This window comes from Candidatus Magnetaquiglobus chichijimensis (assembly GCF_045865675.1).
GTDB lineage: Bacteria > Pseudomonadota > Magnetococcia > Magnetococcales > Magnetaquicoccaceae > Magnetaquiglobus > Magnetaquiglobus chichijimensis.
Genome location: NZ_BAAFGK010000005.1, coordinates 607,468 through 621,551, shown reverse-complemented (window position 1 = coordinate 621,551; position 14,084 = coordinate 607,468). Strand labels below are relative to the sequence as shown.

Below are 14,084 nucleotides of genomic sequence, written 5' to 3'. Positions count from 1 at the left end.
CTCCACGAACGCCCCCAGCCGCCCCGCCACCCGATCCGCATCCACACACACCACACGCCCAGGCGGTTCGCTCAACCCGCCGCGCAGATCGCCTGCTGAATCGCTTTAAGCAGCTCCTTCTTGCTCACCGGTTTGACCAGATGGTCATCGCAGCCGGCGGCCAGGCTCTCCTTCTGGCGGTCGAGGGTGGCGTGGGCGCTCAGGGCCAGGATCACCATGGGCATGGCATTGCGTTTCTGTTCCCACTGCCGGATCAGACGGGTCGCGGTCAGCCCATCCATCACCGGCATCTCCACATCCATCAACACCAGGTCGAACAACTCCTGGCGGATCCGCTCCACCGCCTCCTGACCGTTCTTCACGGTCACAACCCGTTCATGGGATTTTTCCAGATAAACCTGAAACAGAATCTGATTCTCCGGACAGTCCTCGGCCAGAAGGATTTTCAACCGGCGCGCCTCGCCGGATGAGTCGGCCACATTCGACACAACCGGAAGCAACGAATCCACCGCCCGGATCGGCAGGGAGAAGTGGAAGGTGCTGCCGGCATTCGGACGGCTCTCCACCCAGATGTGACCGTTCATCATCTCCAACAGCCGACGCGAGATGGTCAATCCCAGACCCGTGCCCCCGAAGCGCCGGGTGATGCCGGTGTCGGCCTGGGAGAACTGCTCGAAGATGCGTGTCTGGAACTCCGGGGCGATGCCGATGCCGGTGTCCGCGACCGAAAACAAAAGCGCCTCGGGATCCTCGGGATGGCGTTCAAGCGTAACCCGGATGCGTCCCCGTTCCGTGAACTTGATGGCATTGCCGATCAGGTTGATCAGAATCTGCCGCACCCGGCCATCATCCCCGAGCATGGCCCTGGGCAGATCCGGAGCGATCCGGACCGCCAGTTTGAGCCCTTTCTGCTCCACGGAGAGACGCATCAGATTGCAGATCTCCTCCACCAGGGCGCTCGGAGAAAAAGGCGCCTCGCTTAAACTGAACCGCCCGGACTCGATGCGCGAGAAGTCGAGAATATCGTTGATGATGGTCAACAGCGCCCCTCCGGAGCGGTGCATCATCTCCACGAAATGGCGCTGCTCGGGGGTCAGGTCGCTCTCCAACAGCACACCGCTCATCCCCAGCACGATGTTCATCGGCGTGCGGATCTCGTGGCTCATCGCGGCCAGAAAATCGCTCTTGGCCTTCACCGAACGCTCTGCCCGCTCCTTGGCCTCGCGCAGTTGTTGTTCGAACTGTTCCCGAGCCTCGATCTCCTTTTTCAGGGCGTCGTTGGCCGTGGCCAGTTCGGCCAGGAGATGATCCGTGGTGATGCGGCGGTGATAAAGCTCCAGAAACACCCGGATCTTGGAGAGCAGGGTGTAGTCATCGATGGGCTTTTCGATGTAGTCCACGGCGCCCACGCCGTAGGCATGGATGCGGTGCGACAGATCCTTGTAGGCGGCGGTGACGAAGATGATCGGATAGTCCCTGGTACGCTCCTCGCCGCGCAGCAGGGTGGCCACCTCGTAGCCGTCCATGTCCGGCATCTGCACGTCCAGCAGAACCAGGGCGAATTCGTGTTCCAGGCAGAGATTCAACGCCTGGTTGCCGGATGCCGCCTCCAGGATTTCGGCGCGCACCTGGCGCAACAGTTTGCGCAGGGCCAGGCGATTGGCCGGCACGTCATCGACGACCAGCAATTTGGGCAACAATTCGCTCATCCGGTGAACCTCGACGCGCGTCCAGGTGACGGGTGTGGATGGACATAACGGGAGCGGTAGACCCGACTCAACGAATCCACCGCGGCGAACGCGTCATCCACCACGCTGCCCGTGAGACTCTCCTGGGAGCCGAGGCACAGGAAACCACCCTGCACCAGACTGTCGCGGAACATGCCGAGCACCCGATTTTTCAAATGCGTTTTAAAATAGATCAGCACATTCGCGCAATAGATCAGCTGGGTTTCGGCGAACACGCCATCCGTGACCAGATTGTGGTGGGCAAAGACGATGTGCTGACGAATCGGTGCGATGACCCGGGCATGCTCTTGATCCAACTCGAAATAGTCCAGGATCGATCCATGACCTCCAGAGCGCTGGTAATGGCGCGCGAATCCGCTCACGCGCGCGCGGGGATAGACTCCCTCCTCGCCGACGGCCATGGCCTGATCGTTGATGTCGGTGGCGAACAGGGTGGTCACGGAGAGCAGACCCATCTCATGGAGCAGGATCGCCAGGGAGAATGCCTCCTCACCGCTGGCGCACCCTGGAATCCACACCTGCAGGCGCGGATAGGTGGCGAGATAGGGAACCACCTGGTCACGCAGGGTCAGATGCAGGGCAGGATCCCGGAACATCTCGGTGACCGGCACGGAGAGATCCCCGATCACCGTGCCGACGAAGCGCTCCTCGTGGAGCAGGCGGGGCAGCAACTCAAGCAGGGAGGCGCAGCCGTGGCGGGTGCGGAGGGTCTCCAGGCGCCGGCGCAGCGAGGCCGGGGAGTAGCCCCCGAAGTCATAACCATGACGGAGTTTCAGGGCCTCCAGGAAGAGGCGGGTTTCGATCTCCGGGATGGACGGGATGGTCATGACGCGGACGCGAGCCATCGGTGCATCATGGCCAGAAGCCGGTCGAGATCCACCGGTTTGGCCAGGTAGTCGCTCGCGCCGGCTTCGAGACACTTCTCGCGTTCACCGCTCATCGCCCTGGCGGTCAGGGCGATGATGGGCAACCCGCGCCAATCCGGATTGCTGCGGATGGCGCGCATGGCGGCATAGCCATCCATCTCCGGCATCATGATGTCCATGATCACCAGATCGATGGCGCTGTTCTCCCGCAACTGATTCAGGGCGCGCAGGCCATCCTGGGCCATGAGCACCTGGAGACCGCGCGCGCGCAGCGCCTTGGACAACGCAAAGATGTTGCGCATGTCGTCATCGACGATCAGCACGCACTTGCCGGAGAGGACCGGATCGTGGTCGATGGCGGATTTGACCGGTTGGGCCGGGGGCAGGCTCTTTTCGCCGCCGCAAAAGACCTCGTGCAGGAACAGGGAGACCTCGCTCTGCAACCGTTCCGCCGACCGTTCCCCCTTGATGATGATGTGATCGGTGAACTCACGCAAGTGCAAAGTTTCCCGATCGGTCAGCTCGCGACCGGAGTGGATGATCACCGGCGGGAGATCCATTCCGTCGGTCTGGGCCCGCTCCAGCAGATCGAAACCGCTGACGCCCCCCAGGTTCAGATCCAGCACCATGCAGCAGAAACGCTCCTGTTTAAGCCGCTCGAGCGCCTCTTCGGCGCGACCCACGAGGGTGGCTTTGACCTCCCTGGTTTCGAGCAGTTTGGCGATCGCCTTGCGGGTGCGCGGATCATCCTCGATCACCAGCACATGGCGGGGTTGCAACAGGCCTCCCTGACTCCTGGCGATGCGACCCAGCACGGTTTCGATCTGCGCCTGACTGACCGGTTTGATCCAGAAGGCCTCGGCCCCCTCGTCGAGTCCGTGTCGCCGTTCGTCGCGCCCGGAGATGACATGCACCGGGATGTCACGGGTGGCGGCATCCTCCTTGAGACGTTTGAGCACCGCCCAGCCATCCATGCCGGGCAGACCGATATCCAGGATCACCCCGTCCGGGCGCAGACGGGCCACGGCGTCCACCCCCTCCTCGCCGCTGGCGACGACACGGGTGGCAAACCCCTTCTCCCTGGCCAGGTTGGCCAGGATATTGGCGAATACCGCGTCATCGTCGATGATCAGAACCTTTTTTTCATCCCCGCGCACCGGAGGCGGTGCGGAGACGCCGGGCGGTTCGACCGGCGCGACCGGTTCCTCGCCCGTCACCACCGCCTCGCGCAGGGGCAGGGTGAGGGTGAAGGTACTGCCCACCGCCTCGCTGCTCTCGACCTGAATTTCGCCACCCAACAACCGCGCCAGCTCGCGGGCGATGGAAAGTCCCAGTCCGGTGCCGCCGTGACGACGACTGGTCGAACCATCCACCTGTTGAAACGCCTGGAAAATCCGCTCCTCCATCCCCGTAGGAATGCCGATACCGGTATCCCGCACCACCATCACGATCCGCTGGTCCGCCTCCCGCGCTCCCGGCTGAACGGCACTGGAAATGGTGAGGGAAACCCGCCCGGTCTCGGTGAACTTGATGGCATTGGCCAGGAGGTTGATCAGGATCCGCTCGAGCTTGTTCGAATCGGTGAGCAGGGCGACAGGCACGCCAGGAAGGATGTGCATGCCGAGTTCCAGGCGCTTCTCCTGGGCCAGGGGCTGGAAACGACGCTCCAGACGCGCCACCAGCTGGGTCGGGAAAAGGGGCTCCTCCACGATCTCGATCGTGCCGGACTCCACCTTGGAGAGATCCAGGATGTCGTTGATCAAACGCAACAGATCCGTGCCGCTGTCGTGGATGATCTGGGCCGATTCGCGCTGATCCTCGTTCATGTTCCCTTCCGGGTTGGAAGCGAGCGAGCGGGCCAGGATCAGCAGGCTGTTCAGGGGGGTGCGCAGCTCGTGGGACATGTTGGCCAGGAACTCGGACTTGTAGCGCGACGCCTTTTCCACCTCCCGGGCGTTGAGTTCCGCCAGCTCGCGGGCGGCGTGCAACTCGCGGGCGTGGCGTTCCAGCTCGTTGTGCTTGCCACGCAACTCCTCGTTGGCCGAAAGCAGCTCCTCGCCCTGCACGCGCATCTCCTCCTCGGAGTGACGCAGTTCCATGGCCTGCCGTTCCAGATCGTCGCTCTTGACGCGCAGCTCCTCGTTGATGACGCGCAACTCCTCTTCGGATTGCCGGAGCAACGCCTGTTGGTGGCGTGACTCCTCGAGCAGTTCCGTGGTGCGCCGGTGGCGGTTGAGGCTCTCCAGGTTGATGGCGATCACCGGCAAAAGAGTCTCCAGAAGCGCGTGATGCCTGGAAGTGAACGCCAGAAACGAGGCCACCTCCACCACGCCGAGGATGCGATCCTGGAAGACCAGGGGGGCGAGCAGCAGACCACGGGGCGTGGCATCCCCGAGTCCCGAGCCGATCTTCACATACCCCTCGGGCAGCTCGGTGAGGGTCAACACCTGCCGTTTCTGGGCGCACAGACCGACGAGATTCTCGCCGATCCGGATCGTGGTGCGCGTCAGGGTCGCCTCGTCCAGACCATATCCACCCTTCAACTCCAAAACCCGACGCCCCTCGTCGAACAGATAGCAGGCGCCGTGACGCCCCTCCAGAAGCGGGGTCAACCGATGCGCCAACTGTCCGGCGAACGACTCGGTGTCGGTGCGCTGCTGAAGATGGGTGGAGAGGGCATTGACCTCGCTCTTGATCCAGGTCTCCTCGTCGGTGCGGCGCGCCATCTCCTGCAACACCCCGATCGATCGGGCCAGGGCGCCGAATTCGTCCTGCCGCTCCGTACCCGGCACGGCGGTCGAAAACCGTTTCTCGGCCAGGTTGGTGACCGCCTGATTCAAGGCGCGCAACGGTCGGGTGATGGCACGGGTGGCCTGGATCGCCACGAACAACCCCAGCGCCACGATGAACAGAAAAAATCCGATCACCACCCGCCTGGCCGCGGCCACGGACTGTTCGTACTCCTGGGAAAAGAGAAACGCCTTATTGTACGAGAACTCCGTGATATAATGAATATTCTCTTCGATACGCGCCAGTCTGCGCCGATACGCCTCTTCCTCGTGCAACGCCGCCGCTTCGCGACTCCTGCCCTCGAGCAGCAACTCGATCTCGCGATGCAACAACATATGCCACCAGCTCTCCAACAACCCCCTGGTTTCACGCACCCGTTCCATATCCCCGAGAAAACGGGCCTCGATGATCCCCAATTGACCCTGGAGATTGTTCCAGGTGGCCTGCAAGCGGGTCTCGGTCCGTTGAATCTCTTCTTTGTTCTGGAACGTCAGCAACAGAACGCTGGCGTATCGGATCTCCCGTACCTCCTTGTCCAACTTCTGCACCGCGCCGTTGACCTTGAACGGGTGCTCCACCATGCGCTGCTGGATCTCCTGCAACTGGCGGTTTTGATGGTCGAACAGGGCGAACTGGACGAACAGGAGCGCGATCAGCACCGAAAATCCGGCGGCGATGCGCTGGGCCATGGTGAGATGGTGCAAGGAAGGCATGCCATTCAATCCCTACTCAAGGGTCGAACGAACCGACCATTCAAGCCATGCATGCCGCGAGGGTGGCACGCACCGCGTCGAGATCGACATCGGCGCGCACCAGCGTTCGACCGATCCGCTCGGGCAGCACGAAGCGGATCCGACCTGCCTCCACCTTCTTGTCGTGGCCCATGGCCTCGACATACGCCTCGACCGGATGGACCGGAAGCCGCACCGGCAGACCGGCCCGCCCGATCAAAGCGGTCATGCGCCGCTCCTCGTCCGGCGGACAGAGACCGATCCGCACCGCCAGCCGCGCGGCCACCACCATGCCCATGGCCACAGCCTCGCCGTGCAACCACTGGTCATAGCCGGTCAGCGCCTCGACCGCATGCCCGAAGGTGTGGCCAAGATTCAACAAGGCCCGCACCCCCTGTTCCCGTTCGTCCTGGGCCACGATTTCCGCCTTGATCGCGCAACTGCGATGGAGAATCTCGATCATCAGGCCCGGATCACCGGACAGAACCGCCTCCAGGTGGGTTTCGATCGTCTCGAAAAAGGCCCGGTCCCACAGCACGCCGTATTTGATCACCTCGGCCAGGCCGGCCAGAAGCTCCCGTTTGGGCAGCGTGGCGAGGGTATCGATGTCCATGAGCACCAGGCACGGTTGATGGAAAGCGCCGATGAGGTTCTTGCCCAGGGCGTGGTTGATGCCGGTCTTGCCGCCCACCGAGGAGTCAACCTGGGCCAGAAGCGTGGTCGGCACCTGCAGGAAGGGGACTCCGCGCAGATGACAGGCGGCGGCGAAACCGGTCATGTCGCCGACCACCCCACCCCCAAGAGCCACCAACCCATCGCCGCGTTCGAAACGGTTGGCGATCAGACCATCGAAGATCGATTGCAGGGTGACCCAGTTCTTGTGGGTCTCGCCGTCCGGCAGAACGATCCCGATCACCTGGTAGCCGGCCTCGACGAGCGCTCGACGGGTGGCATCCAGGAACAACGGGGCCACCGTGGCGTTGGTGACCACGGCCAGGCGTCGTCCCCGAAAGCGGATGCGCGCCTCGTCGCCCAAGCGGGAGAGGATCCCGGCTCCGATCAGAATGTCGTAGGAGCGTGGTCCGAGATCCACGGTCAGGGTCCGCGCTGTGGCGGAAAGGGAGTCAGCCATATTTTTTTCGTTACCAACTCTGGACGGATGAAGATGAATCGTCTAAAAAAACAGGGTTGACTTTACCGGAAGCGGCGCGCCGTGGCAACACATACTTACCATCATCATGCTAAGTTACAACGCCGCCCGCCTGCCCCTCTCCGGTCGTAAGCCGTTCATTGTCCACGCACAAGGTTTGAGAATCGCCCATGGGCACGGTCAGCAGACGCGGCGACAAGAGCAAAAAGGCGATCGAACCGGATCTTTTCGCGCCGGTCGCCGTGGATACCCGCGAACCCGATCTGTACATCGAACCGAACGACCGTCCGGGCGCCATCCCCACGACCCGACCCCCATCAGGCGCCCGTTTGGGCGATGAACCGTTCATCGAACCCAACGACCGTCCGGGCGCCATCCCCGCGACCCGACCCCCCTCAGGCGCCCGTTTGAGCGATGAACCGTTCATCGAACCCAACGACCGTCCGGGCGCCATCCCCTCGACCCGACCCCCCTCAGGCGCCCGTTTGGGCGATGAACCGTTCATCGGACCCAACGACCGTCCGGGCGCCATCCCCGAGCCACCGCCCCCACCCACAACGGCTCCGTCCAAGGGAAGACCGACTTCCGGCAAACCCGCTTCCAAAACTCCACCGCCCAAAAAATCCGGCGGCTTTCTGTGGCGCTGGACCAAACGGTTGTTCCTGCTCGGCCTGTTGGGGATCGTGCTGGGCATCGGCGCGGTCTGGGCGATCTATCTGCACTACTCCGAGGGGTTGCCGACCTTGAACGGTCTGGCCGATTATCGCCCCAATCTCCTTACGCGCGTCTATGCACGCGATTACCAGTTGATGGGCGAGTTCTACATCCAACGCCGGCTGTTCATCCCGCGCGCGGATATGCCACAACGCCTGGTCGATGCGGTGCTGGCCATCGAGGACTCGCGCTTCTATCAACACCCCGGCATCGACATGACCGGCATCGCCCGCGCCATGGTCGCCAATCTCAAGGCCGGTGGCCGCCGGCAAGGGGCCTCGACCATCACCCAACAGGTGGCCCGCACCTTCCTGCTCACGTCGATCAAAAGCTTCGAACGCAAGGTCAAGGAGATCCTCCTCTCCCTGCAGATCGAAAAACGCTTTTCCAAGGACGAGATCCTCGAACTCTACCTCAACCAGATCTACATGGGCGCCGGTGCCTACGGCATGGGCGCCGCAGCCCACGCCTACTTCGGTCGCGACGTGTCGGAACTCTCCCTCGGCCAGATGGCCATGCTCGCCGGCCTGCCCAAGGCGCCCAGCTACTACAGCCCGTGGCGCGATCCCGAAAAAGCCAAAGCGCGCCAGAAACTGGTCCTCAACCGCATGATGGAGCTGGGCCTGGCCACCGCCGAGGAGGTCAACGAGGCGATCGAGGCGCCGCTCAACCTGGTGCGCCCCAAGGAGTCCCTGGAACAGGTGGCCCCGCACTATCTCGAGCATGTGCGCCGCACCATCCTGGACGAATGGGGCAGCGACCAGCTGTTCAACGGCGGACTGGAAGTGCATACCGCCCTGGATCCACGTCTGCAGCGGGCGGCCCAGCACGCGGTCCACAAGGGACTCACCGACTACGACCGCCGCCACGGCTATCGCGGTCCGTTGACCCATCTGGCCGATCACGGCCCGCATGGACGGCAGGGGTGGCTCAAAAGCCACGAGAAAAGCCGACCCACCACCGCCGGATATGTACATGCCCTGATCCTGGAAATCCCCAAGCAGGGCCCGGCCCTGGCCATGCTCACCAACGGCAAGGAGATCCAGCTCCCCTTCGAAGGGATGAAGTGGGCCCGCCCGAAACGCAAGGATGCCAAGGACAGCCGCGACGGCAAGGATCTCGGTCCCACGCCCAAAAAGATCGCCGACGTGCTCGCTCCGGGCGATGTGGTGCTGGTCGATCCGCCGGAAGGCAAACGCACCCACTACGCCCTCGCCCAGGAACCGATCGCCGAGGCGGCCCTGGTGAGCATGGATCCGCACACCGGTCAGGTGTGGGCGATGGTGGGCGGCTACGACTTCGCGCGCAGCGAGTTCAACCGCGCCATCCAGAGTCAGCGTCAACCGGGCTCCTCGTTCAAACCATTCATCTACACCGCGGCCATGGAGAAAGGGTTCTCCCCGGTCGATCGCATCGATGACAGTCCCCTGCCGATCACCTACCGCGATCCGAACACCGGCGAGTCGAAGGTGTGGCAGCCGGAAAACTACGAACGCAAATACTACGGTCCCACCACCCTGCGCGTGGCCCTGACCCACTCGCGCAACCTGGTGACCGTGCGCATCGCCAAAAGCATCGGCATCCCGCAAATCGCCGTCTACCTGAAAAACTTCGGCCTGGAAATCCCGGCGGAACGGCAGGATCTCTCCCTGTCGCTCGGCTCCATGGGCTTCTCCCCGCTCAAGATGACCGCAGCCTACACCGCCTTCGCCAACGGCGGCAAGCGGGTCGAACCGGTCTACATCACCCGCGTGCAGGACCGCTTCGGACGCACCGTGTTCCGCCACTCCGGCGGCGACTGCCAACTCTGCCACCAGGAGCCGGAACGGATCATCCCGCAGGCGGGCGAGTCCCCGAGCACCCCGAAATTCGGCAAGCCGGCCCTCAATCCGGCCAGCGTCTACCAGGTGGTCAACCTGATGAAGGGGGTGGTACGCTACGGCACGGCACGCAAGGCCCTGGTGCTCAACCGTCCCATCGCCGGCAAGACCGGCACCACCAACGACTACCGCGATGCCTGGTTCATCGGCCTGGCCCCGTCGCTGGTGGCCGGGGTGTGGGTGGGCATGGATGACTTCTCGATTCTGGGCGAAACCGGCGGCACCGCCGCCTTGCCCATCTGGATCGACTACATGCAGGAGGCCTTGAAGGACCAGCCGGTCACCGACTTCACCGTGCCCCCCGGCATCTCGCTGGAGGAGATCGACGGCGAAACGGGTGAACTGCCCTCGGCGCAAACCACGCAACGGGTATTCGAGGCCTTCAAGGCGGGTCAGATGCCTCTGACCGCTGCGGCCACCCAGGAGAGCGGCGGTTCGGGCTGGCATGCGCCGGAAAGCTCCGAAGAGGAGGTGCTCACCTCGGATCCATCCGCGGACGGGGCGACCGGTCAACCGACCAACGTTCCCTCCTCCTGGGGCAACGCCCCGGCAGGTGGCAAGCCGACCCCGGCCCCGACGGGCGGCCTCCCCTCTTCCTCCTGGGGTAACGCCCCGGCAGGTGGCAAGCCGTCTCCAACGCCAACCGCGACCAAACCGACACCCGCGCCGGCGACCGGCACCAAACAACCGACCCCAACCCCGGCCACCCCTCCGGCGGAGAGCGTCCCCTCCTCGTCCTGGACCATCCTGCCTCTGGATGATGCGCCCGCCGCTCCATCAGCCCCCGCGGTTCCCTCCTCTTCCTGGAACAGCGCCCCGGCGGCCACGGCTCCCTCCTCTTCCTGGAACAGCGCCCCGGCGACGAACAAACCGGCTCAGGCAACCAAACCGGCCCCGGCTCAGGCGACCAAACCGGCTCCGGTTCAAGCGACCAGGCCGGCCCAGACCGCTCCCCCCCCCACGAGCGGTCGCCCCCAGCCTCCGGCCACGGGTCGCCAGGGCCAGGGCGACATGGACGGCGGATTGTACTGACCTCATCCCGAGGCCCGCGCGGATTGCCCTGTCCGCGCGGGCCGGATTTCCGGTTGTCCTCTCCGGATTTCCCGACTCCCCACCGACTCCACAAGCCCACACATTTCTCTTGCCCAACGGCACGTCTTGACGGATGATACCCGGAAACGGTTCTCAAAGACGGCAGAAGGATAACCTGGGTGGGCAACACCGACTGGCACAATCTGGTTGGGGCGACCCTCAAGGAGCTGTTGGAACCGGTTGGGATCGAGGTCCGCATGGAAGTGCCGGTCACCGCCGCGCCTCCCAGGGCGGATCTGATTCTGATCCGGCGTCAACAGGAAAGCTGGACCGAAGCCCAACGCCTGTTGCTGGCGGACGGATTGGTGGATCTGGCAGCCGATCATATTCTGGTGGAGTTGAAGATCACCGAGAGCCTGACGGAGGATGCGCTCTCCCGGCTGTCGATGTATGACACCTTGTTCCTGGAGAGCGCGGGGCTGCAAAGGGGGCAGTTGCAGAGTGTTTTGATCGCGGCCATCACGCCACGGCCAGAGTTCCTGGAGCGATTCGCCTTTCTCCCGTTCGGACCCGGCGGCGTCTACGCGAGCCAACCGCTCTGGGGCGGAACGATCCGTCTGATTCTGTTGAACGAACTGTCGGACGAAAAACGAAACGCACCGCTGAAGTGCTTTGCCAGCCGCCAGGCGGAGAGAAAAAAAGCGTTTGAGACCATCAAACAGACCGGCCTGTTTCGGATTTCGGTGACGTTTGGTCAAACTGTGATCGGCTTATGGAGGTTGCTCATGCAAGGTTCGTTGAACAGCCCGGAGATGGAAGGGATCAGCCCGGAGCAGGTGGCGCTGCTCGGCAGGGAGTGGTTCGATTTCCTGCTGGACGTCATGCCCGAAGAGGAGCTGATCGCCATCCCGAAACTGGAGCAGCTGGTTCTGCAAGGCCGCCAGGAAGGGATCCGGATTGGGGAACTGCGGGGCGAGCTGCGGGGCGAGCTGCGGGGCGAGCTGCGGGGCGAGCTGCGGGGCGAGCTGAAAGGTCGTCTGGAGGGCGAGGCCAGACTCCTGACCAACCAATTGAAACGCCGCTTCGGTCCACTCCCAGACTGGATCCAGGAGCGCATCGCCAAGGCGGACTCCTCCCTGCTCGAGGCGTGGAGTCTCCGCTTCGTGGATGCGCAATCCCTGGAAGAGCTCTTCTCGGATTAGCTTTTCCGCGAAACATCGCTCATGGTATTGGCCGCGCTGGCTTCGTATCGGCTGGCGGATCAAACGCCAATCCGGATCCCATCGACCCCCGGAAGGGTACAGACCCATGCTCGGCTGCTGAATTCCGGATCCAGGGACACCTCCCGGACTCCCATTGAACGATCATGGCGCTACCCAGGAAATCCGGCAGGTTCCAAACGATGCGGGCGTCCCCTGTTCAAGAGGACGCCCGCTCGTTATGGCCGATCGATGGGAGCGTTCACCGCACCAGAATATACGACGACCCCTTGGCATTGCAGACCGGGCAGCGCTCCGGAGGCGGACCGAACTCGGTGTGGCCGCAAACCGGGCAGATGTGGAAGCTGTCCGCCGCCAGATCCTTGCCGCCGCGCAACGCGGCGATCGCCTGTTCGAAGAGCTGCCCGTGGATCTTCTCCACCTCCATGGCATACCGCATCCCCTGGGCGGCGCGGGTCTCCCCCTCGGCCTCGGCGGTGGCCACCATGCCGGGATACATCTGGTTGACCTCATAATTCTCGCCGGCCACCGCCTCCGTGAGGTTGGTCAGGGTGTCACCCACCCCGCCCAGATTGCGCAGATGGGTGTGGGCATGGATCGTCTCCGCCTCGGCCACCGCCCGGAACAGCCCGGCGATCACCGGATACCCCTCTCTCTCCGCCTGTTGGGCAAAGGCGAGATATTTGCGGTTGGCCTGACTTTCGCCGGCAAAGGCGGTCTTGAGATTCTGTTTGGTTTCCATGGTGTTGCAAAAGCTCCTGTTTGTCTGTGAATGATGCGTGCCCGGCATGCGACGCCTGTCGGTGCCGTCACTTCGCCTCGGAGGTCATGGTGACCGGTTTGGGGGTGCTCCCGGTGCTGGCAGGCAGGATGGGATACTCAACCTTGGGTTGATCACCCGTCAACGTGGTCAGAAAGGCCGTGATCGATTTCACCTCGGGGTCGGTGAGCTTCTGGCCCAGCTGGCTCTGACCCATGATCGCCACCGCCTGCTCCAGGCTCCACACCTTGCCGGAGTGGAAATAGGGTCCGGTGAGGGCGATGTTGCGCAACGGCGCGGCGCGGAACACATACGAGTCGTTCGCGGTCTTGGTCACCGCGAAGCGACCCTGATCGCCGGGGGGCAGGATCTCGGCGCCCGGCTTCTCCACCACGCCGAAGGGGTAATAATCCTGTCCGCCCATATTCACCCCGTTGTGGCAGCTCGAACACCCCTTTTCCATGAACAGGGCCAGACCTTTCTGCTCCTCGTCGGTCAACGCCTCGCGCTTGCCGCCCAGAAACTGATCGAATCGGGCATTCGGAGTGATCAGGGTCGCCTCGAACACCTCGATCGCCTTGGCCATGTTGTCGAAACTCACCGGCTCCTTCTCCCCCGGAAACGCCTTGCCGAACTGGGCCACATACTCTGGAATCGAACGCAGGCTCTTCTCCACCTGCTCGGGTTTGTTGTTCATTTCCACCCCGGCCTGCACCGGTCCCTTGGCCTGGGCCTTGAGATCCTCGGCCCGGCCATCCCAGAACTGCGCCACGTTGAACACCGCGTTGAACGCCGTCGGCGCGTTGCGCGGTCCCTTGGCCCAGCCGTGACCCACCGAGGTTTCCAGATTGTCATCCCCTCCCATGCCGACGTTGTGACAGGTGTTGCAGCTGATCAGATGGCTGGCCGAAAGGCGCGGATCGAAAAAGAGCATCTTGCCCAGGGTCACCTTGTCCGGATTCGAGGGGTTGTTCTTGATCTCCGGGGCCGAGGTGGGAATCGGCTTGAACTGCTGGCGGGCCTGCTCGAGGAGATCCGCTCCAGCCACCCCCTCCCCGATCCCGATCAGGCTCAACAGGGTGGCCAGGGTCAGGATGCGGACAGGATTGACAAAACGAGAGCCCGCGTCGGACAGATGCGACGCGGACACGACGTGGGGGATTGCGGAGGCAGATTGGATCATGTTCGAGGCT

Annotated in this window: 8 protein-coding genes; 2 read left to right on the top strand and 6 right to left on the bottom strand. The window is 63.4% G+C overall.

What is annotated here, in order from left to right; genetic code table 11:
* Positions 1–71 precede the first annotated feature (71 nt).
* Genes ACOY6C_RS16415 through aroB form a run of 4 tightly spaced genes read right to left on the bottom strand, consistent with a single transcriptional unit; the run spans position 72 to position 7,267 of the window.
* The gene (locus ACOY6C_RS16415; RefSeq protein WP_420906600.1) at positions 72–1,709 is read right to left on the bottom strand and encodes a response regulator; all 1,638 of its coding nucleotides are present in this window, start codon (positions 1,707–1,709) and stop codon (positions 72–74) included.
* Entirely contained in the window at positions 1,706–2,575 is an 870-nt protein-coding gene (locus tag ACOY6C_RS16410) for a CheR family methyltransferase (protein WP_420906599.1), read from the bottom strand. Before ACOY6C_RS16410 ends, ACOY6C_RS16415 begins: the two co-directional genes overlap by 4 nt.
* On the bottom strand, positions 2,572–6,117 hold the full coding sequence (locus ACOY6C_RS16405) for a response regulator (protein ID WP_420906598.1): 3,546 nt from the start codon (positions 6,115–6,117) through the stop codon (positions 2,572–2,574). Before ACOY6C_RS16405 ends, ACOY6C_RS16410 begins: the two co-directional genes overlap by 4 nt.
* A gap of 40 nt (positions 6,118–6,157) precedes the next feature.
* On the bottom strand, positions 6,158–7,267 hold the full coding sequence (gene aroB, locus ACOY6C_RS16400) for a 3-dehydroquinate synthase (RefSeq protein ID WP_420906597.1): 1,110 nt from the start codon (positions 7,265–7,267) through the stop codon (positions 6,158–6,160).
* 188 nt (positions 7,268–7,455) lie between these two features.
* Here aroB and ACOY6C_RS16395 point away from each other — a divergent pair, with 188 nt between their 5' ends.
* Entirely contained in the window at positions 7,456–10,911 is a 3,456-nt protein-coding gene (locus ACOY6C_RS16395; RefSeq protein ID WP_420906596.1) for a PBP1A family penicillin-binding protein, read from the top strand.
* Between the two features lie 179 nt (positions 10,912–11,090).
* The gene (locus ACOY6C_RS16390) at positions 11,091–12,113 is read left to right on the top strand and encodes a DUF4351 domain-containing protein (RefSeq protein ID WP_420906595.1); all 1,023 of its coding nucleotides are present in this window, start codon (positions 11,091–11,093) and stop codon (positions 12,111–12,113) included.
* 259 nt (positions 12,114–12,372) lie between these two features.
* Here ACOY6C_RS16390 and ACOY6C_RS16385 read toward each other — a convergent pair whose 3' ends face one another.
* Together ACOY6C_RS16385 and ACOY6C_RS16380 are read right to left on the bottom strand one after the other, a co-directional pair.
* Entirely contained in the window at positions 12,373–12,873 is a 501-nt protein-coding gene (locus tag ACOY6C_RS16385) for a rubrerythrin family protein (RefSeq protein WP_420906594.1), read from the bottom strand.
* A gap of 67 nt (positions 12,874–12,940) precedes the next feature.
* Complete coding sequence (locus ACOY6C_RS16380; protein ID WP_420906593.1) at positions 12,941–14,074, bottom strand: cytochrome-c peroxidase; 1,134 nt, start codon at positions 14,072–14,074, stop codon at positions 12,941–12,943.
* Between the last annotated feature and the right edge of the window lie 10 nt (positions 14,075–14,084).

What these genes read in the sequence shown, in the direction of transcription:
- ACOY6C_RS16380 (WP_420906593.1), bottom strand. Translation starts at nt 14,074, where the DNA reads ATGATCCAATCTGCCTCCGCAATCCCCCACGTCGTGTCCGCGTCGCAT.
- ACOY6C_RS16395 (WP_420906596.1), top strand. Translation starts at nt 7,456, where the DNA reads ATGGGCACGGTCAGCAGACGCGGCGACAAGAGCAAAAAGGCGATCGAA.
- ACOY6C_RS16385 (WP_420906594.1), bottom strand. Translation starts at nt 12,873, where the DNA reads ATGGAAACCAAACAGAATCTCAAGACCGCCTTTGCCGGCGAAAGTCAG.
- ACOY6C_RS16415 (WP_420906600.1), bottom strand. Translation starts at nt 1,709, where the DNA reads ATGAGCGAATTGTTGCCCAAATTGCTGGTCGTCGATGACGTGCCGGCC.
- ACOY6C_RS16405 (WP_420906598.1), bottom strand. Translation starts at nt 6,117, where the DNA reads ATGCCTTCCTTGCACCATCTCACCATGGCCCAGCGCATCGCCGCCGGA.
- aroB (WP_420906597.1), bottom strand. Translation starts at nt 7,267, where the DNA reads ATGGCTGACTCCCTTTCCGCCACAGCGCGGACCCTGACCGTGGATCTC.
- ACOY6C_RS16410 (WP_420906599.1), bottom strand. Translation starts at nt 2,575, where the DNA reads ATGACCATCCCGTCCATCCCGGAGATCGAAACCCGCCTCTTCCTGGAG.